Below are 17,236 nucleotides of genomic sequence, written 5' to 3'. Positions count from 1 at the left end.
AATTGATTACACTGGATAGATCGCCTTGATAATTATGTTTTATAATTGGTGTCTTCAGGTTCAGAACGGTTGTCGTCTATATCTATGTCAATACCGTTTTCATCTATATTGATTCGGTTTTTACCATCAGAGCCATTTTCGTTGGATTTTATTTGTACTCCGTCTTCACCTATTTTCATTTTAAATGATTCACCATCTTCTTGAATGTCTATGTCAATACCGCCTTCGTTAATTCTGATTTTGTTTCTTCCGTTATTGTTATCATCAACATCATCATCATCGTCCTCATCAACAAACTCCGGGCATTCTAGACATTTTAATTCTCCATCAGAACCCATTTTCCATGTATAATCGCTTATATCGCAGGCATCCAAGTTTCTATCGTTTTGAATATGGAAGCGCCAGCATCTATAATCACTATCATTTACATAGTTAAGAACAGTGCCTTCTGGAATGTAAAGGTTGATGCGAACCTCTTGGTTCATCATTTTATTCTCTCTGGCAGTTGTTAAAAAGTCTTGAAGGTAAAGTGTGCTGTTTTCAACCTTGTAGCTATAATTGATAGCTTCGGCATATTTTTCTGCCACCTCAAAAGAAGAGCCATCGGATTCTTTTATAATCTCTATTCTAGTGATGGTGTCTTTTGATTTTTCCAAATAGAAGCTAACATCATCTAACACCATTACTTCTTCACCAGATTCGTTTCTGCTAATAGTTACTCCGTTACCCATTTCAACTTTACGCTTGTTTCGGAATTTTCGGTTGTAGGATTCCAAGTTGATTTCTAAGGTATCTACCGTGGTTGGAAAATGAATATTCTCCATAGTTACAGTAGATTCAGAAAATGCCCGTGCAGAAGCTTGTTTTATTCCAAAAACAATCAATAGTATTATGGAAATCAACCAAAGGCCTAATAATGAGAATTTAGCAATACTTCCAATAGATTTAAGGTTGTTGACCAAGATTTTCAATCCTAAATAAAGAAGAAAGAAAAACGGAATACCTATGGCAAAAAATCCAAGTAGTGAAATCAACCAGATAGACATGTCACTGGCATCCACAATATGGTACATGTTTATTCCTGGTACATGAACCATATCTGCAATACCTACTGTTATCATTCCTATAAACAGCCCAATAATAGTAGCCGCACCAATAAGGATTAGGAGAATACCGATAAACTTTCCAAAGATTTTGAAGAAAAACATTATGATATCTCCTAAAGTGTCAAAAAACGACTGACCGCCACTTTTTACTTTGTTACCTACACCTTCATAATCAACGCTCTTAATTTTTTGGGCAACATCATCAAAGCCTTCCTTGACCTTGCGTTCTATATTGCTGATGTTGATGTCCTCCCCCCGCATATCCAACTTTTGCGATGTAGTAACTGCTTCGGGAATCAATAACCAGAGTAGGCCGTAGATTAAAATAAACCCACCCGAAGAGCCAATGGTTAACAGTACCCATATTAAACGCACCCAAAGTGGGTCTATATTAAAGTAATGTGCCAGACCGGAAGATACGCCCGCAACATATTTGTGCTCTGTATCTCGGTACAGTTTCTTGGATTTTCTTGGTTCCGAATAACTACTTCTTGTATTGGGTTCGTCTTCAAAAATATCTTCGTCAACCATATAGTCTTCTGGTTGCCCCATGATGGCAATAACCTCGTCTACCTGTTTTTGGGTAATGACCTGGCGCTCGTTCTCAAGCTTTTCATGGAACAGTTCCGCTATACGGGCTTCAATATCTGCCAGTATCTCATCACTGCCGGGAGTATTTGCAAAAGACCGTTTAACGGACTCTAAGTAGCGCTGCATTTTGTTATATGCGTCTTCATCCATATGGAAGAGCATATTGGCTAGATTAATGTTTATAGTTTTGTTCATTTTAGTCGTTTTTTCTCTGTAAGTGCATAGTAAGTATGATGTTGCAGAGTAGTTTTTTAGGTTTATTTATTATTGGTTACCAAATTTGTTGCTGTTCTTAGCTCGTCCCACGTACTGTCCAGTTCCTTTAGAAAAAGTTTACCGGTTTCTGTAAGTGCATAATATTTTCTTGGGGGACCAGAAGTTGATTCTTCCCAGCGGTAGCTGAGTAGTCCCGCATTTTTAAGACGGGTAAGCAAAGGGTAAATAGTGCCCTCTACCACAAGCATTTTTGCATCTTTTAGCGTTTCAAGAATTTCAGAGGCGTATTTGTCCTTTCCGTTAAGGATAGACAGAATACAGTACTCCAAAACGCCCTTGCGCATTTGTGCTTTTGTATTTTCTACATTCATAATTTCTTTTTGCTTTTTATGCAGTTCCTTTAAATTGGGGGAACGTGATTGTTCATAAATGGTACGCTGCATAGTTTGATTGTTCGTTTTTTTGCTATTCCGAATCCGTTTTGGTTAATGTCTCGTGATTAGTGGGACCCGTTGCGGATTTAGAATAAATTGATTGATGAATAAACTCCTTTTTGATCGGGTATGATGAGTACCCTTTTTTATATTAATGAAGGCTAATGACCCTCGTGATTTTCCAATTAGAATCTGTGTTTTTCCATATCATTATAAATTTACCAGGCTTAGAAATAGCATCCGGTTCCTGGTTGTTGTGAAATTTGTGCATTCCTATTTCTACGGCGCCAAACCCGCTTATGGGGTACACCTCTATACTGCCTTCAACCAATTCGCGTGTTACTTTTCCGCAGATGTTCTTCTTTAAGCTTTCCAGCAAATCTTGTTTTGATGTGGATAATCCGCCTTTGTCATGATAGAACTCCAAATCTTCGGCATACATCGCGGCTTGTTTGTCCATATTACAGGTATTGTATGCCTCAAAATATTCGGTATCTAACCGGATAATTGTTTCCCTTAATTCCTCTTCAGAAGGAGATTGTGCTGTCACTCCCCAGAAGCTAGAAGCAAAAACAAGTGCGGTTATGGATGCGTACAATCTCATTATTTTAAAAACTTTATAGTTAGCGGATATGAAAATTCTTGGCCCTCATTAGTACGGATAACGGCAAGTATAGTGTATACTACGTTCACTACAAAAAGGGCACCGTGGGCTAAACCTGCTATACCCAAAGGAAATAGCCAAGAACCAAAATTAAGACCTTGACTCAAATCAAGATTAAGATTGTTGTAATCGTTTAAATGGTCAAGCCCCAAAAAGCTACTGTTTAACAATTCAGGAAAAAAACCTAGAAACATAGGAATGCTGATTGCACCAAGGACAATAGAGTAGAGCAAAAGGCTAATCTGAAAGTTTAAAACCTGTTTGCCGTTGTAGTCCACAAACGCATAATCCTTTTTATTGGCGGTCCATAACACTAACGGAATTATAAAGTTACCGAAAGGAATAAAGAATTTTGAAAAAGAAGAAGCGTGCACGATTGCCGCTAAATTTCGTTCATGTTTTGTTATTGTACTTTCCATGGCTTAGTAATTTCTTATGCAAATATATATCTAAAAGAAGGTACTATGCAAAACAAAGTACTAAATATTAACATTATATTAACAATTGTAAACAGAAAAAAAATATCTACATTTAGGAAAAATATATAAGAAAATGGCAGTATCTACGGGCAAGTTCAACACATTTACATTTTTTAAATTACCATCTGCATGGTGGAGTGGGGTTAGGTTGCGTTATATGGATGAGAAGAAGGCTGTTGTAACCGTTACCCATAAATGGTTTAATCAAAACCCGTTTAAAAGTATGTTTTGGGCGGTGCAAGGTATGGCTGCAGAACTAAGTACGGGGGCCATGGTCATAACCCAGATTAGAGAAAGTGGAAAGAAAATTTCTATGCTAGTAGCTAATAACAATGCTAATTTTTCTAAAAAGGCAACCGGAAAAATAACCTTTACGTGTGAGGATGGCCATCTCATAAAAGAAGCCATAGACAAAACTATTGCTACAGGAGAGGGACAGGCATTTTGGATGAAGTCCGTTGGTGTTAATGAAGATGGAGTAGTAGTATCTACCTTTAATTTTGAGTGGACTGTGCGGGTAAAACAATAAAAATTTTCACTCTATCTGTAACATTTTCCGCTTCATGGCTAACTAACATACATCAATAAAAAACGAAAAGAAATGAACGCACACGAAATAGACTACCAGATTTATGGTGAAGAAATGCAATATGTTGAAATAGAACTAGACCCGCAGGAAGCCGTAGTGGCCGAGGCCGGTAGTTTTATGATGATGGATTCCGATATTAAGATGGATACCATTTTTGGAGATGGCTCCAACCAAGAAACGGGTGTTTTAGGTAAGATTTTTTCCGCAGGTAAACGTATCCTTACGGGAGAGAGTCTTTTTATGACCGCTTTTTTAAATATAGGGCGAGGCAAGAAAAAGGTAAGCTTTGCATCGCCCTATCCAGGAAAAATACTTCCCATAGACCTATCTGAAAAGCAAGGTAAGTTCATTTGTCAAAAAGATGCTTTTCTCTGCGCTGCTCAAGGCGTATCCGTTGGCATTGAATTTTCAAGAAAGCTAGGTCGTGGCCTATTTGGTGGTGAAGGGTTTATCATGCAAAAATTAGAGGGAGACGGCATGGCTTTTGTACACGCAGGTGGTACTATGGCCAAAAAGGAGCTTGCCGCAGGTGAGGTCCTTAAGGTAGATACCGGCTGTATTGTTGGTTTTTCACAAACCGTAGATTATGATATTGAATTTGTAGGCGGAATAAAAAATACGGTTTTTGGTGGTGAGGGTCTTTTCTTTGCCACGTTAAGAGGTCCGGGAACCGTTTATGTTCAATCTTTGCCGTTCAGTAGGCTTGCCGGCCGTGTTTTAGCATCGGTGCCAAGAGGAGGTAAGGATAAAGGTGAAGGAAGTATATTGGGTACGCTTGGAGATATAGTAGGAGGGGATAATCGTTTTTAGGTGTCTTACCGTATATAAATAACTTAAATGGTAAACGCTTCTAATGGCGATAATTTAATGGATTTTAAAAACCTGGTCGAATTTTTAAAGGCACTTCAACGGAACAATTCCAAAGAGTGGATGGATGCCAATCGTAAGTGGTATAAAGAAGTACGGGATGATTTTGTAAAATGGTTGGACCATATGAATCTTATCTTGGCAGAAATAGACCAAGAGTATTATGATACACCGGGTAAAAAGGGCATTAACCGGATTAACAATAACCTTATGTTTCATCCTAACAAGCCGGTATACAAAGATCACTTTGGAGCTGGCTTGGACAAAAGACCCTTTACGGCCGATTTTTATATTGAAATAGGAATAGAAAGATGCATCTTGGCCGGTGGTTTTTGGCGGCCTGATTCAGGAACGCTCAAGAGTATCCGCGAAGGTATTGAATATGATGGAGATTTATTAAAGGATATCCTGGAGAAAAAATCATTTCAAAAGGCGTTTGGCGGCCTTTATGAAGACGCAAAACTCATAAAGGCCCCAAAAGGATTCTCCAATTCCCATGAGCATATCGAGCTTTTAAGGAATAAAACATTTGCCGTAGCACATGAATTTTCTACAAATGAGGTATTTGTGTCCGGTTTTGAGGATAAAGTTGTTAATTTATACAAAGAAATGCTGCCCTTTAGGCGATATCTTAATAAAGCCGTGACTGTGATTTAAAAATGAAAGAAAAATGAATGATTTACCTATTTTGATTTCATTTTTGAATTATTTTTCTAGTTTTGAAAGATTTTTCTGACTATATTTTGAGCGATTATGGAATTTGAAGAAGTTACCCCGTTAACAATATGGATTATAGATGACGATCTTGTATCGTTGTTTGCGGCTAGGTATGGCATAGAACAACTGGGGAAGCCTTACATAGTTGTGGATTTTGACAGCGCCGAAATTGCTCTTAAAGTATTGTCCGATAGTCTTGAAGGTTCCACTAATCTCCCGGATATAATCTTACTGGATTTGGTAATGCCCAAAATGGATGGTTGGGAATTTTTGCAAAAACTTGAAGAAATGCCAGAGCATGTAAAAACTACTGACGTTTACATACTTTCAGCATTTTTAAGTACCAAAGAAAGGCAACGGGCCTCTCACCACCCCGAGGTAAAAGGATATTTTGATAAGCCTATCTCAAAAAGAGCTTTAGGCCGTATATTTGGAGAAAAAGAAGAAGCCCGGTAAGGTTTCTCTTTTTTTTTAAACTAATCTCTCTTGTATAATCTCATATAATTTCAACGTGAAGAACGGTAAAATCAAGAATATTAAGAAAGAAGTATTATCGGACAATTGGTATACCCTTAATAAATATGTGTACGAATATCAAAAGGAAGACGGTTCTTGGGAAACTCAAGAAAGGGAAGCCTATGACCGGGGCAATGGGGCCGCAATTCTACTGTATAATAAGAAAAAAGGAACAGTTGTTCTAACACGACAATTTCGTATGCCTACCTATGTAAACGGCAATACCAACGGAATGATGATTGAGGTCTGTGCCGGTCTTTTAGATGGTGATAACCCGGAAGATTGTATCCGTAAAGAGGTAGAAGAGGAAACCGGCTACCAAATAGAAAACGTTCATAAAGTTTTTGAATCTTATATGTCTCCAGGTTCGGTTACGGAGGTACTCCATTTTTTTGTGGGTGCCTATGAAGAAAAGATGAAAATTGGCGAAGGAGGAGGAGCGGATGATGAAACCGAAAATATAGAGGTTTTGGAATACCCGTTTCAAGTTGCCATGGGCATGATAACTTCAGGGGAAATTAAAGATGCAAAAACAATACTTCTTTTACAGTATGCAGCGGTGCATAAGCTGTTGGAATAATCACCTTTTAAACCTTTAGTAAGTATCCGCAATTTGTTTGAGTACTAATTGCATTTTTCTTTTTACTTCGGAGGTTGGGTTTTTATAGTGATTGTTCATAAAACTAAAAATCAAGGTTTTTCCGGTTTTGGTAATGAGGTAACCGCTTAAGCAGTAGTTGTTGCTTAAACTACCAGATTTGGCATATAGCTTGGGGTACCCGGCATTGTAATCCCATCCTTTTAATGTTCCTGAAACACCGTTCTGCGGAAAAATAGAGAATAATCGTTGTTGTGGTATGGTCCGGTACATTTTGTTAAGAACCATGACCATAGATTCTGGCGTAAATAAATTGTACCTAGAAAGTCCAGAACCATCTACCCACCTTGGTAGTTGCTTAAGGTTTGCAAGTTCATTTTTAAGTATATGCTCCCGCGTTTTTTTGCCGCTTAAAGTATCTGATAGGGTAGAGGAAGACACTATAAGTAGTTGTTCTGCAATAAAATTATCGCTTTCGTGCATCATTCGTACGTATAAAGAATCGGATGCTTGCCCGTAAAGTATTTCCTTTTTGTCTGTTATGGGTTTATTGGATAGGCTTATTTTTTGGTTTAAAGCAGATGCTAAGAGTTGTTTGCTCAAAACGGTATCGGTTCTAAAAGGAATTTCAATAGTGTCCTTGCGAGAAGGCGAAAAGTAGAAGGTATTACGCTCTAATTCCCTATTTTTCGTATACCATGTACGAACAACACTATCTTTAAATAAACCGGGTTTTACGTTTAGACCGTTTGTGTTAGATATACTCGTAACGTTTCCGTAGAGGGGAAATGAGGTCATCTCCGGTTGGTAGTAATATTGATAATCATCCCACGCCCAACCTTGGCCTAATTTTTCATCCACATAGTTATTCAGGTTAAAAACTATGGATTTGCACTTCTTTAGAAAATGGTATGCGGTACTATCTTGAAAATGCGGGTGAAGAAATGAAGGGTCTCCGGTTCCTTCTACATATAGCGTATTGTTTTTAACACTATACCGTAAGGCGGGAACTTTCTCCGGTAATAATTGTAAAGCCGCAAAAAGTGTAAAGATTTTAGTGTTGCTGGCCGGCGTAAAGTATTTCTCACTTTGGTGGGCATACAAAGTGTCGTTCGTTTCCGGGTCCAAAACTAGTAGCCCTACAAACTGATTTTTGTAAAAATTGGAAAGAACTATACCGTCCGTAGATTTTTTTATGGTCTTTTTGTATGAGGTACAGCTAGTTGCAAATATAAGCAGAGCAAAAATCAATAGGCTGTTTTTCATTTTTAATGGTGTCTTAACGCCCGCGTTACGGCTATTTAACAAGAATTTGGCTAACATTTAACAACGCATATGCAATATAGTAAATGCATTAATGTTTAACTTTATGGAGAGAGAATATCTCTTAAACAACTAATAACTTAAACATTTTGAAATATGGCTAGAGCTATGCTTGAATACTCTAAAACAGTATTGAAAAAAGTTAGTTTTGACGCAAAATTGTTCATCAAAGAACTACAAAAAGCAGTCTCAATGCTGCTACCTGAAGAAGTAGATGAACTTAAACTCTGGTTACAGCAGTTTATAACCGATAAACCGGAGCTAAAACAAACTCTTATTTATTTAAAAGCATAATAAAAAAGCCCTCCTTTAGGAGGGCTTTTTTTATGGACTTATGTTATCATATCCTAGTATAGTACAAGGGTTTATTGTATTTAGGTCTATTTATTTGTTAATAGGACTTATGATTTGTACATCTTGAAAAGCGATAGCCCCTCGTACAATACTGGAGATAACATCTCTTAAAGCATCAGTAATCTGAATTTTGAGCTCACTTTTGTGATATATAAGACTTATTTCGCGGGCAGGAGAAGGTGCTTCAAAGTATTTTAGTTTGCTTTTTTTCTTATCGTCCAGAACCAAGGTGTTCAAATACGGTAAAAGGGTCATACCCAGGTTTTCGTCCGCTAGATTAATTAGGGTTTCAAAACTGCCGCTTTCCAAACGGAACTGCTTATGGTCTAAATTCCGTGGGGCTTTGCAGAGGTTAATTACATTGTCTCTAAAACAATGGCCGTCTTGTAAAAGAAGAACATCGCTAATATCAAGGTCTTCGGGTTTTAGTGTTTCGGAATTACCCAATCTATGTTCTTTGGGTACATAACCCACAAAGGGTTCATAATATAGAGGGCGTTCTTTTATAAATTCAATTCCCAAGGGTGTTGCAGCAATTGCGGCATCTATATGTCCGTCTTGAATATTTCTAATAAGCGTTTCCGTGCTTTGTTCTTTTATGATCAAATTTACCTTTGGGTACTTGTTGATAAAAGACTTTAGGAACATGGGCAGCAAAGTGGGCATAATGGTAGGTATAATACCTAAAGTAAAATCTCCGCCAATAAATCCTTTTTCCTGATCTACCACGTCTTTGATTCTACTGGCCTCGTTTACGATATTTTTGGCCTGTGCAACAATTTTTGCGCCCACTTCTGTAATAGAAATAGGTTTTTTACTTCGGTCAAAAATTAAGATATCTAACTCATCTTCCAACTTCTGTACTTGCATACTTAGAGTAGGTTGGGTAACGAAGCTTTTTTCGGCGGCTAAAGTAAAATTTCTGTACTCGGCAACGGCCAGTACGTACTGTAGTTGAGTAATTGTCATTTGCTATAAGTTCGAACGATAAAAATATAAAAACTATCAATGATAACTGTCATATTACAGGGGCTATTATTCAGTACCTTTGTACCATAGAAAAAACAACAAGAATCATGAAACTAAATAGTATAGGATTAAGCGAAAAAGATTCAAAATCATTAAGTGATGATTTAAACGAACTTTTGGCTAATTTTCAGCGTTATTATCAGAATTTAAGAGGTATTCACTGGAACATTAAAGGGAAACGTTTCTTTGAACTTCACCCAAAATTTGAGGAATTGTATACCGAGGCAAACCTTAATGTAGACGAAATTGCAGAACGTATATTAACCTTGGGAGGAGTGCCGTTGCACACTTTTGAAGATTATATTGAAAAGGCAAAAGTACCTGTTGGGAAGAATGTTTCTCATGATGAAGAAGCTATTCGTTTAATAGTAGATTCCCTAAAGGAACTTTTAATTATTGAGAGACGTATTCTAGATGCTTCGGATGAATCTGGAGATGAAGGAACCAACTCTATGATGAGCGATTTCATTACCGGTCAGGAAAAGACAGTTTGGATGATGAAAGCTTGGTTGGCAGAAGAAATATAGTTTAGGTGATTATAGATAGAAATCCCCGATGGACTTATGGTTCATTGGGGATTTTTTTATTACTTATTTTTCTTTTTGCTCTTTTTTGCCAATGGGTTAAAATCCAGACAAAGTTGAATCCAACGCTCTAAGTCTTCTTCGGTATCCAATCCATCCGCATCTACATAAATATAACCTTTCATCTTACGGCCGGTTAAATCCATAGGTCTGCAATGCGGTAATTGAAGTATTTCGCTCTGATTTTCTTTTCCTATTCTTGCCATCATGCGAGAAGACTCACTGTCCTTATCAATAGTAATGGCAAAGCACATTTTATCATCTACCATAAAGCATAGGGTGCCCATCATTTTCTTCTCTTGGGAATACACATATTTTTGCTTTAATATTTGTCTACATCGGTCTGCAAGATATTCGTCGTAAGCCATATTTTATCTTTTAGGATAAGGAGGTTAGTGCAAAGGTCTGTCCGTTATTCAAAAGTACAGTTTTGTTTTAAATGGTTATGACGCTAGGGTTGGAGTATCATGGTATTTCAACAAACCTATAACATTATGGGATTACCATTACTAATGAGTATATTCGAACAACAAAAAATGACAGCGTAATGAAGGTTTTATTTATTGGGGGAACGGGAAATATAAGTACGGCATCTAGCCTTCTGGCGGTGGAAAGAGGTGTTGACCTTTATCATTTGAACAGAGGTACAAATAAGGCGGGACTGGCTGGTGTGAATACAATTTTAGGCGATATAAATAAACCAAAGGAACTTACTGAATTACAAAAGCATACCTGGGATGTGGTAGTTAATTGGATTGCCTTTACACCCGAAGATATAGAGCGTGATATTCAATTGTTTCAAGGAAAGACAAAACAGTATATATTCATTAGTTCGGCATCTTGCTATCAGACTCCGTTGCAATATCCAATTATAACCGAATCAACCCCGTTATGCAATAATCTTTGGGATTACTCGCACGATAAAATTAGAAGTGAGGACCGTTTAATGAAGGCCTATAGAGAAACCGGTTTTCCTATTACCATAGTCCGTCCCTCGCTAACTTATGATACGGTAATTCCTATTGCCATTGGGGGTTTTAGGGAATGGACAACGGCGGACCGTATTTTAAAAGGAAAGGAAATTATTGTTCATGGAGATGGTACTTCGTTATGGACCGTAACCCATGCCGATGATTTTGCAAAGGGTTTTGTTGGCTTGTTGGGGTTAACTACGGCCATTGGCCATGCGTTTCATATTACTTCCGATGAAATCTTAAGTTGGAATATGATTTATAAAATTCTAGCGGATGCCTTGGGCAAAGAAGCTAAGGTGGTACATATAGCCTCTGATTTTATTTGTAAAATGGAACCTTCGTTTACCGGTACGCTATTGGCGGATAAAGGGGAAAGTGTCATTTTTGACAATAGTAAAATAAAGACCTTTGTTCCTGGCTTTAAAGCTACCATTCCGTTTTCGGAAGGCATAAGAAGAACTTTAAAATGGTTTAATGAAAATCCGCAGCATAAAATCATCAATCAGGAAAAAGATGATAAAATAGAACGAATCCTCAAGGCTTATAAATCAATATAAAAGGAATTAGGCTTTATTTTTCATGGCTTTGGCAATTTCAATACGCATGGGGTCTTTGGTGTCCTCAAGCTCGGCAATTATTTTGGGGTGGTCTTGCTCCCGGGTACGGGAAAGCTTGTACTGGGCCTGGATATCCGTAATCTCAATCTGAAAACCTACTACACCTTTTACTTGTTTTAAGGTGTGGGGAGACATGTTTTTTAGCGAAATTGGGTTCTTGGAGTTTGCTTCGTACTTATCTACCAGTCGGTGCATGGAAGCCATGACTTCTTCCTCGCTTAAAATTTTCAACTTCCCATACACGTGAACGGCAATATAGTTCCAGGTGGGGACCTCTTCTTCTTTGTACCAAGATGAAGATATATAGGAATGCGGACCGTTAAATATACAGAGTACTTCTTCGTTCTGGTCAAACTCGCGCCATTGCGGGTTGGCTTTGGCAATATGGGCGGTGAGTACTTCCTTTCCGTCTTCAGTAGTTTCTAGTTCCAAAGGAATATGGGTAGCCCAAGGTTTATTTTGGTATTGGCTAACAAGAATGCCAAAACTGTTGGCCTTTAAGAAGGCTCTTATTTCTGATGGATTATCGTTACGGTGGTGATCAGGTACGAACATAGGCTGTATGAATATTGATTCTAATGAAACTGGTCTTAAAGAAATTACAAAAGTATCTTTTTGGGGGAATATTATTAGGAATGAAGCGAGGTCTTTTCCGAGTAATCTTGTAAATTTAAATTCACTTTAAAATTAAATATATGCCATTTATAAAGAACAGAAAAGGAAAAGAAGAAGTAGATATATTTTACGAAGATTACGGGTCCGGACAGCCGGTTATACTTATTCACGGTTGGCCATTAAGCCACAAAGCTTGGGAGCAGCAAGTTTGGAAAATAGTTGAGGAAGGCTACCGATGCATAGCATACGATAGAAGGGGTTTTGGAGCGTCTTCGGCTCCATGGGGCGATTATGATTATTCTGCCTTGGCCAGCGATTTGAATGCTATAATTGAGGACTTGGACCTGAAAGACGCCGTAATTGTAGGATTTTCTATGGGAGGCGGAGAAGTAGTGCGTTACATGACAGACTATGGAACGGATAAAATTGCAAAAGCTGCGTTGATCAGTTCCATAATTCCATTGGTGAAGAAGAAAGATGATAATCCGGATGGTGTGCCCGAAGAGGCTCTTGACGGAATCAAAGATGCTTTACAGAACGATCGCGCTGGATTCCTAAAGGAAAAATTCCTAACCGGTTTTTATAATTATGATGACAACAAGGATAAGGTTAGCGAGGCTCAGTTAGAGTATGACTTTAGCATAGCGTCCCATGCTTCACCACGAGCAACGATTCAGGCGGCTTTGGCTTGGATGCATACGGACTTTAGGCCTGAATTAAAAAATGTTACTGTGCCCACGCTTATTGTACATGGTGATGCCGATGCTACAGTACCTCAGGCAACATCGGCCGATCAAGCGGCAGAGGGAATTAAGGGTAGTCAGTATGAGGTAATAAAAGGTGCACCGCACGGTTTAAACCTAACTCATGCCGATCAGTTGAATGAAATTCTGATTTCTTTCCTGAAGAAGTAAACGAAGGTTTAACGCAAAAAAGCCCAAGACTTGTTAAGTTTTGGGCTTTTTTTGTTTTGGAATTATGCTATTTTCTAACGGTTGCCATTACGGGAAGATGGTCACTAATATGTTTGTTATTTTCCATTCGGTCATCTATGTGAAGGTAGTTTTCAACTTTCACTCCTTTAACAAAAATATAGTCTATGCGATGGTCTAGTACTCGTGAATGGTCAAACCCGTTAAAAGTTCCAGGAGGACCATAAAAAGGCTGTTGGGTAATTTCCTTGGCATCTGTCATTTCCTTTTTTAGAAATTGAATAGGTTTTGATTCTGGTTTCAAGTTAAAATCTCCAGTAAGTATCACGGGTATATTATCCGTATTTATCTCATTGATTTTTTTGATTATAAGTGTAGCGGATTTTTCACGGGCCTCCGTTCCTACATGGTCAAAATGCGTATTAAAAACCCAGAACCTTTGTTTGTTCATCTTATTTTCAAATAGGCCATAGGTGCAAATTCGTTCCATAGCGGCATCCCAACCCACACTTATTTTTTCCGGTGTTGGTGACAACCAAAATGTATTGGATTGTAATAGATTATACTTTTTACTATTGTAAAGAATAGGGGAGAACTCGCCTTTTTTCTTACCGTCATCCCTACCTACACCAATGTAGTTATAGTTTTTTAGTGCCTCGTCCAAATAAGTTAATTGGCTAAAGAGCACTTCCTGCATACCCACAAATTCGGGCGCATAATGCTGTAGCAGCTTAACCATAGGAGCTTTACGGTCGTTCCAATTGTTTACGGTATCGTTCACATTATCATATTTAATATTGTAGCTCATTACCTTTATATCTTGGGCATGTGTTATGCTAAGAGTGAAAAATAGGAGCGAAGCAAAAAATGATTTTAAAGCCATATTTAGTTGAGATATATTCGTTTGCAAAGGCAATTTAAGTATTTTGTATTTCACTTCTCCCAATGGAAAATTAGGAAACTGTTATTTTAAATAACAGAAAAAGAAAAACCGTAAAATGAGTAGGCTGTATGATACGGCCCAAACATTTTACGGTAGTTTTTATTGTTCAAGAATGAACGAGATACTTTTAGTCTTCTCTACGGGAAGGCCTGCTGGAATTACCACGATTCCGATTATTTGAATTCCTGTTGTTGGAATTTCCAGAACGATTTCTATTCCTGTTTCTATTTCTATTGTTTCTAGAATTGTTTGAAGGGCGTCTTTGCTGAGGTCTTTTTTCCTCTGTAGTTTCTTCGCCTTCATCTCCATCAATAAACTGATGTTCCGGCATACGCGGTACCTGTTGTTTGATCAATTTTTCAATGTCCTTTAAATATGCGCGTTCTTCCTTGTCGCAAAAGGAAAGGGCAATACCACTGGCACTCGCACGTCCTGTTCTACCAATACGGTGCACATAGGTTTCCGGTACATTGGGCAAATCGTAATTTACCACTAAAGAGAGTTCTTCAACGTCAATTCCCCTTGCGGCAATATCCGTAGCGATCAAGACCCTTAATTTCCCATCCTTAAAATCGCCCAGGGCTTTTTGTCTAGCGGTCTGTGATTTGTTACCGTGTATGGCGGCGGACTTTATATCTGCTTGCGCTAGTTTCTTGACTATTTTATTGGCACCATGCTTTGTACGTGAAAACACTAAAACGGAATCCGTAGGACGCTCGTTAATAAGGTGCACCAATAATTTGGGCTTGTTAGGTTTGCTAACAAAATAAACACCTTGCTCCACTTTTTCGGCCGTGGCCTGTTGTGGTTTTATGGTAACCCGTTCAAAATCTCCTAAAAGCGTTCTGGAAAGCTCTACGATACTAGAAGGCATGGTCGCCGAAAAGAAAAGCGACTGTCTCTGCTTGGGCAGTTTTGCAATTATTTTTTTAATATCGTGAATGAAACCCATATCCAGCATCTGGTCAGCTTCGTCCAAAACTACAAATTCAATATCCCGTAAAGAGATAATGTTCTGGTTCATTAGATCTAATAACCGTCCTGGTGTGGCAATTAACGCATCCACCCCGTTGCGTAAGGCATTTACCTGTCGGGATTGCTTAACACCACCAAATATCACGGTATTCTTAATGTGGGTATGCTTACTGTAGGCCGTAAAGTTATCGGCTATTTGAATCGCTAGTTCGCGTGTAGGGGTAACGATAAGGGTTCGTATACGACGCTTACCTTTGGTCTGTCCTTCACTTTTGTGTAAATGATGTATAATAGGAATGCTGAACGCGGCAGTTTTTCCGGTTCCTGTCTGTGCAACTCCTAAAAGGTCTTTTTTGTTAAGTAAAATTGGAATGGCTTGTTCCTGTATGGGGGTCGGGTTTGTGTATCCTTGTTCCTCAATAGCTTTGAGTATAGGCAAAGCAATACCTAAATCTTTAAATGTCATGTATATTTAATAAGCGGCAAAGATACGGCTAATGTTTGGATAAGCCTATAAACACTAATTATAGACCCGCTACGGCAGCCTCTGCACACCGTTCACCGTCCATAGCGGCAGAAACGATTCCGCCTGCATAGCCACCGCCTTCTCCGCAAGGAAAAAGCCCTTCCACTTCAGGGTGTTCCAGTTTTTCATTTCTGGGAATATTAACCGGGGATGATGTTCGGGATTCTACCCCTACGATATTAGCTTCGGTGGTGTAATACCCTTTCATTTTATCGCCAAAAGCTTTAAAACCTTGTCTGAGTCTTCCGCCGATCAGTTTTGGAAGTAAGGAATGTAACGGAGCGGAATTTAATCCAGGTTGGTAAGAAGTAGGGTTAAGGTCTGCCGAAAGGTTTCCTTCCACAAAATCCGTTAAACGCTGTGCGGGTGCTGTTTGTGTTCTTCCGCCCGCGGTAAATGCCAATCGCTCCAAATCTTTCTGGTATTCCAGTCCCTTTAAGACCCCAAAACGTTCATATTTGTACAAATCTTCATCGGCATTGATTTCTACTACGATACCTGAATTGGCAAATTTGTTGTTTCGTTTAGAGGGAGACATACCGTTAACGACCACCTCTCCGGGAGCCGTCGCAGCAGGAACGATAAATCCGCCGGGACACATACAAAAGGAATACACTCCACGATTCTTCACTTGCTCTACCAAACTATATGCGGCAGCGGGAAGCAACTCGTTGCGCTCGCCCGAACAATGGTATTGAATGGAGTCTATGATGTGCTGGGGGTGTTCTACCCGAACGCCCATAGCGAAAGATTTGGCTTTCAGGCCGATTTTCTTGTCATTCAGTAAATAATAGATATCCCGCGCCGAATGTCCCGTGGCCAGGATAACCCTATTCGCTTTCATTTCATTTCCGTTCTGCAACTGAAGACTTTCTATCTTGTTGTTTTTTACTATGAAATTGGTAAGTCTCGTGTTAAAATGGACTTCGCCACCATGCTCGATTATGGTTTCCCTTATGTTCTGAACAATTTTAGGCAGCTTGTTGGTGCCGATATGGGGGTGTGCATCTACCAAAATTTCTTCCGTAGCGCCATGATGGACCAAACTTTCAAAAATACGGCGTACGTCTCCGCGTTTAAGGCTGCGGGTGTATAATTTGCCATCAGAATAAGTGCCGGCACCGCCTTCGCCAAAGCAGTAGTTGGAATCTTCGTTTACCGTATGGTCCTGATTGATGGCTTTTAAATCCCGTCTTCTGTTTTGGACGTTGTTCCCGCGTTCTAGAACAATAGGTTTGTATCCAAGTTCCAGACAGCGTAGGGCCGCCCACATGCCTGCCGGGCCAAAACCAATGATATGAACTTCCTTGGCATTGGAAACATCTTGGTACTTAAATTCGTAATCGGGAGCTTTTGAAGGTTTTTCGTTAATGTAGACCTCCATTTTGTAATTGAAATAGATGGTAGGTTTACGGGCATCAATAGATTTACGCAACACCTTAATGGTGATGTTCTTCTCGTCCTCACTCAAATATTTGGCGGTTTTCTGTAAGAGGATATTGGGCTTGCTTTCCTCTTTTAACGATACGCGTAACTGAATTCTTCTTACCATAGTGCAAAGCTACTGCGCTTTATGGTATAAAAAAA

Annotated in this window: 20 protein-coding genes; 9 read left to right on the top strand and 11 right to left on the bottom strand. The window is 38.9% G+C overall.

Annotated elements, in window-relative coordinates:
• Positions 1 to 32: 32 nt before the first annotated feature.
• From Q4597_RS09590 to Q4597_RS09575, 4 genes are all read right to left on the bottom strand, one after another.
• A complete protein-coding gene (locus Q4597_RS09590; protein WP_303406022.1) occupies positions 33 to 1,892 on the bottom strand; it encodes a PspC domain-containing protein in 1,860 nt (619 codons plus the stop codon).
• Between the two features lie 62 nt (positions 1,893 to 1,954).
• Positions 1,955 to 2,284, bottom strand: coding sequence for a PadR family transcriptional regulator (locus Q4597_RS09585; RefSeq protein WP_215439474.1), 330 nt, complete (start codon positions 2,282 to 2,284; stop codon positions 1,955 to 1,957).
• Positions 2,285 to 2,498: 214 nt separating this feature from the next.
• Entirely contained in the window at positions 2,499 to 2,951 is a 453-nt protein-coding gene (locus tag Q4597_RS09580; RefSeq protein ID WP_303406021.1) for a nuclear transport factor 2 family protein, read from the bottom strand.
• The gene (locus Q4597_RS09575; RefSeq protein ID WP_215438886.1) at positions 2,951 to 3,430 is read right to left on the bottom strand and encodes a DUF4870 domain-containing protein; all 480 of its coding nucleotides are present in this window, start codon (positions 3,428 to 3,430) and stop codon (positions 2,951 to 2,953) included. Before Q4597_RS09575 ends, Q4597_RS09580 begins: the two co-directional genes overlap by 1 nt.
• 133 nt (positions 3,431 to 3,563) lie before the next feature.
• Here Q4597_RS09575 and Q4597_RS09570 point away from each other — a divergent pair, with 133 nt between their 5' ends.
• The 5 genes from Q4597_RS09570 to nudK all read left to right on the top strand — a co-directional run bounded on the left by Q4597_RS09570 (position 3,564) and on the right by nudK (position 6,759).
• A complete protein-coding gene (locus Q4597_RS09570; RefSeq protein ID WP_289063489.1) occupies positions 3,564 to 4,019 on the top strand; it encodes a DUF4442 domain-containing protein in 456 nt (151 codons plus the stop codon).
• Between the two features lie 72 nt (positions 4,020 to 4,091).
• A complete protein-coding gene (locus tag Q4597_RS09565; RefSeq protein ID WP_215914698.1) occupies positions 4,092 to 4,889 on the top strand; it encodes a TIGR00266 family protein in 798 nt (265 codons plus the stop codon).
• Positions 4,890 to 4,946: 57 nt separating this feature from the next.
• A complete protein-coding gene (locus Q4597_RS09560) occupies positions 4,947 to 5,603 on the top strand; it encodes a DUF2461 domain-containing protein (RefSeq protein WP_303406059.1) in 657 nt (218 codons plus the stop codon).
• Positions 5,604 to 5,699: 96 nt separating this feature from the next.
• On the top strand, positions 5,700 to 6,119 hold the full coding sequence (locus tag Q4597_RS09555; RefSeq protein ID WP_303406020.1) for a two-component system response regulator: 420 nt from the start codon (positions 5,700 to 5,702) through the stop codon (positions 6,117 to 6,119).
• A 55-nt stretch (positions 6,120 to 6,174) separates the two neighbouring features.
• Complete coding sequence (nudK, locus tag Q4597_RS09550) at positions 6,175 to 6,759, top strand: GDP-mannose pyrophosphatase NudK (protein ID WP_215438892.1); 585 nt, start codon at positions 6,175 to 6,177, stop codon at positions 6,757 to 6,759.
• A 15-nt stretch (positions 6,760 to 6,774) separates the two neighbouring features.
• Here nudK and Q4597_RS09545 read toward each other — a convergent pair whose 3' ends face one another.
• The gene (locus Q4597_RS09545; RefSeq protein ID WP_303406019.1) at positions 6,775 to 8,043 is read right to left on the bottom strand and encodes a D-alanyl-D-alanine carboxypeptidase/D-alanyl-D-alanine-endopeptidase; all 1,269 of its coding nucleotides are present in this window, start codon (positions 8,041 to 8,043) and stop codon (positions 6,775 to 6,777) included.
• Between the two features lie 153 nt (positions 8,044 to 8,196).
• Between Q4597_RS09545 and Q4597_RS09540 the strand changes: the two genes are divergently transcribed.
• A complete protein-coding gene (locus Q4597_RS09540) occupies positions 8,197 to 8,394 on the top strand; it encodes a hypothetical protein (protein WP_215438895.1) in 198 nt (65 codons plus the stop codon).
• A 90-nt stretch (positions 8,395 to 8,484) separates the two neighbouring features.
• Here Q4597_RS09540 and Q4597_RS09535 read toward each other — a convergent pair whose 3' ends face one another.
• Positions 8,485 to 9,423, bottom strand: coding sequence for a hydrogen peroxide-inducible genes activator (locus Q4597_RS09535; RefSeq protein ID WP_215438897.1), 939 nt, complete (start codon positions 9,421 to 9,423; stop codon positions 8,485 to 8,487).
• Positions 9,424 to 9,530: 107 nt separating this feature from the next.
• Here Q4597_RS09535 and Q4597_RS09530 point away from each other — a divergent pair, with 107 nt between their 5' ends.
• A complete protein-coding gene (locus Q4597_RS09530) occupies positions 9,531 to 10,010 on the top strand; it encodes a Dps family protein (RefSeq protein WP_215914695.1) in 480 nt (159 codons plus the stop codon).
• A gap of 59 nt (positions 10,011 to 10,069) precedes the next feature.
• On the opposite strand, the gene Q4597_RS09525 is transcribed toward Q4597_RS09530, so the two are convergent.
• Positions 10,070 to 10,435, bottom strand: a complete 366-nt coding sequence (locus Q4597_RS09525; RefSeq protein WP_303406018.1) for a TfoX/Sxy family protein — start codon at positions 10,433 to 10,435, stop codon at positions 10,070 to 10,072.
• A gap of 179 nt (positions 10,436 to 10,614) precedes the next feature.
• Between Q4597_RS09525 and Q4597_RS09520 the strand changes: the two genes are divergently transcribed.
• Positions 10,615 to 11,598 carry an NAD-dependent epimerase/dehydratase family protein gene (locus tag Q4597_RS09520; protein ID WP_303406017.1) on the top strand — a complete coding sequence of 328 codons (984 nt, stop codon included), beginning with the start codon at positions 10,615 to 10,617 and terminating at the stop codon, positions 11,596 to 11,598.
• Between the two features lie 6 nt (positions 11,599 to 11,604).
• Here Q4597_RS09520 and Q4597_RS09515 read toward each other — a convergent pair whose 3' ends face one another.
• Positions 11,605 to 12,213 (bottom strand): FMN-binding negative transcriptional regulator, encoded by a 609-nt coding sequence (locus Q4597_RS09515; protein ID WP_303406016.1) that lies wholly within the window; start codon positions 12,211 to 12,213, stop codon positions 11,605 to 11,607.
• Positions 12,214 to 12,353: 140 nt separating this feature from the next.
• Here Q4597_RS09515 and Q4597_RS09510 point away from each other — a divergent pair, with 140 nt between their 5' ends.
• Positions 12,354 to 13,187: an alpha/beta fold hydrolase gene (locus tag Q4597_RS09510; RefSeq protein WP_303406015.1), complete on the top strand. Its 834-nt coding sequence runs from the start codon at positions 12,354 to 12,356 to the stop codon at positions 13,185 to 13,187.
• A 67-nt stretch (positions 13,188 to 13,254) separates the two neighbouring features.
• Here the strand turns inward: Q4597_RS09510 and Q4597_RS09505 are convergent, their stop codons facing one another.
• From Q4597_RS09505 to Q4597_RS09495, 3 genes are all read right to left on the bottom strand, one after another.
• The gene (locus Q4597_RS09505) at positions 13,255 to 14,013 is read right to left on the bottom strand and encodes an endonuclease/exonuclease/phosphatase family protein (RefSeq protein ID WP_303406014.1); all 759 of its coding nucleotides are present in this window, start codon (positions 14,011 to 14,013) and stop codon (positions 13,255 to 13,257) included.
• Between the two features lie 262 nt (positions 14,014 to 14,275).
• Positions 14,276 to 15,589 (bottom strand): DEAD/DEAH box helicase, encoded by a 1,314-nt coding sequence (locus tag Q4597_RS09500; protein ID WP_303406013.1) that lies wholly within the window; start codon positions 15,587 to 15,589, stop codon positions 14,276 to 14,278.
• A gap of 58 nt (positions 15,590 to 15,647) precedes the next feature.
• Positions 15,648 to 17,201, bottom strand: a complete 1,554-nt coding sequence (locus Q4597_RS09495; protein ID WP_303406012.1) for an NAD(P)/FAD-dependent oxidoreductase — start codon at positions 17,199 to 17,201, stop codon at positions 15,648 to 15,650.
• Positions 17,202 to 17,236 lie beyond the last annotated feature (35 nt).

Origin of the sequence: Zobellia sp. 1_MG-2023 (genome assembly GCF_030549125.1) — a bacterium.
Taxonomy (GTDB): domain Bacteria; phylum Bacteroidota; class Bacteroidia; order Flavobacteriales; family Flavobacteriaceae; genus Zobellia; species Zobellia russellii.
The sequence above is the reverse complement of the archived record's forward strand: the minus strand, read 5'-3'. Positions and strand labels throughout refer to the sequence as shown.

Excerpts from the sequence above, each read along its gene's own strand:
- Q4597_RS09565 (WP_215914698.1), top strand. The coding sequence starts at position 4,092 with ATGAACGCACACGAAATAGACTACCAGATTTATGGTGAAGAAATGCAA.
- Q4597_RS09585 (WP_215439474.1), bottom strand. The coding sequence starts at position 2,284 with ATGAATGTAGAAAATACAAAAGCACAAATGCGCAAGGGCGTTTTGGAG.
- Q4597_RS09540 (WP_215438895.1), top strand. The coding sequence starts at position 8,197 with ATGGCTAGAGCTATGCTTGAATACTCTAAAACAGTATTGAAAAAAGTT.
- Q4597_RS09590 (WP_303406022.1), bottom strand. The coding sequence starts at position 1,892 with ATGAACAAAACTATAAACATTAATCTAGCCAATATGCTCTTCCATATG.
- Q4597_RS09520 (WP_303406017.1), top strand. The coding sequence starts at position 10,615 with ATGAAGGTTTTATTTATTGGGGGAACGGGAAATATAAGTACGGCATCT.
- Q4597_RS09575 (WP_215438886.1), bottom strand. The coding sequence starts at position 3,430 with ATGGAAAGTACAATAACAAAACATGAACGAAATTTAGCGGCAATCGTG.
- Q4597_RS09505 (WP_303406014.1), bottom strand. The coding sequence starts at position 14,013 with ATGAGCTACAATATTAAATATGATAATGTGAACGATACCGTAAACAAT.
- Q4597_RS09545 (WP_303406019.1), bottom strand. The coding sequence starts at position 8,043 with ATGAAAAACAGCCTATTGATTTTTGCTCTGCTTATATTTGCAACTAGC.
- Q4597_RS09530 (WP_215914695.1), top strand. The coding sequence starts at position 9,531 with ATGAAACTAAATAGTATAGGATTAAGCGAAAAAGATTCAAAATCATTA.
- Q4597_RS09560 (WP_303406059.1), top strand. The coding sequence starts at position 4,947 with ATGGATTTTAAAAACCTGGTCGAATTTTTAAAGGCACTTCAACGGAAC.
- Q4597_RS09525 (WP_303406018.1), bottom strand. The coding sequence starts at position 10,435 with ATGGCTTACGACGAATATCTTGCAGACCGATGTAGACAAATATTAAAG.
- Q4597_RS09535 (WP_215438897.1), bottom strand. The coding sequence starts at position 9,423 with ATGACAATTACTCAACTACAGTACGTACTGGCCGTTGCCGAGTACAGA.
- Q4597_RS09555 (WP_303406020.1), top strand. The coding sequence starts at position 5,700 with ATGGAATTTGAAGAAGTTACCCCGTTAACAATATGGATTATAGATGAC.
- Q4597_RS09500 (WP_303406013.1), bottom strand. The coding sequence starts at position 15,589 with ATGACATTTAAAGATTTAGGTATTGCTTTGCCTATACTCAAAGCTATT.
- Q4597_RS09570 (WP_289063489.1), top strand. The coding sequence starts at position 3,564 with ATGGCAGTATCTACGGGCAAGTTCAACACATTTACATTTTTTAAATTA.
- Q4597_RS09495 (WP_303406012.1), bottom strand. The coding sequence starts at position 17,201 with ATGGTAAGAAGAATTCAGTTACGCGTATCGTTAAAAGAGGAAAGCAAG.
- Q4597_RS09510 (WP_303406015.1), top strand. The coding sequence starts at position 12,354 with ATGCCATTTATAAAGAACAGAAAAGGAAAAGAAGAAGTAGATATATTT.
- Q4597_RS09515 (WP_303406016.1), bottom strand. The coding sequence starts at position 12,213 with ATGTTCGTACCTGATCACCACCGTAACGATAATCCATCAGAAATAAGA.
- Q4597_RS09580 (WP_303406021.1), bottom strand. The coding sequence starts at position 2,951 with ATGAGATTGTACGCATCCATAACCGCACTTGTTTTTGCTTCTAGCTTC.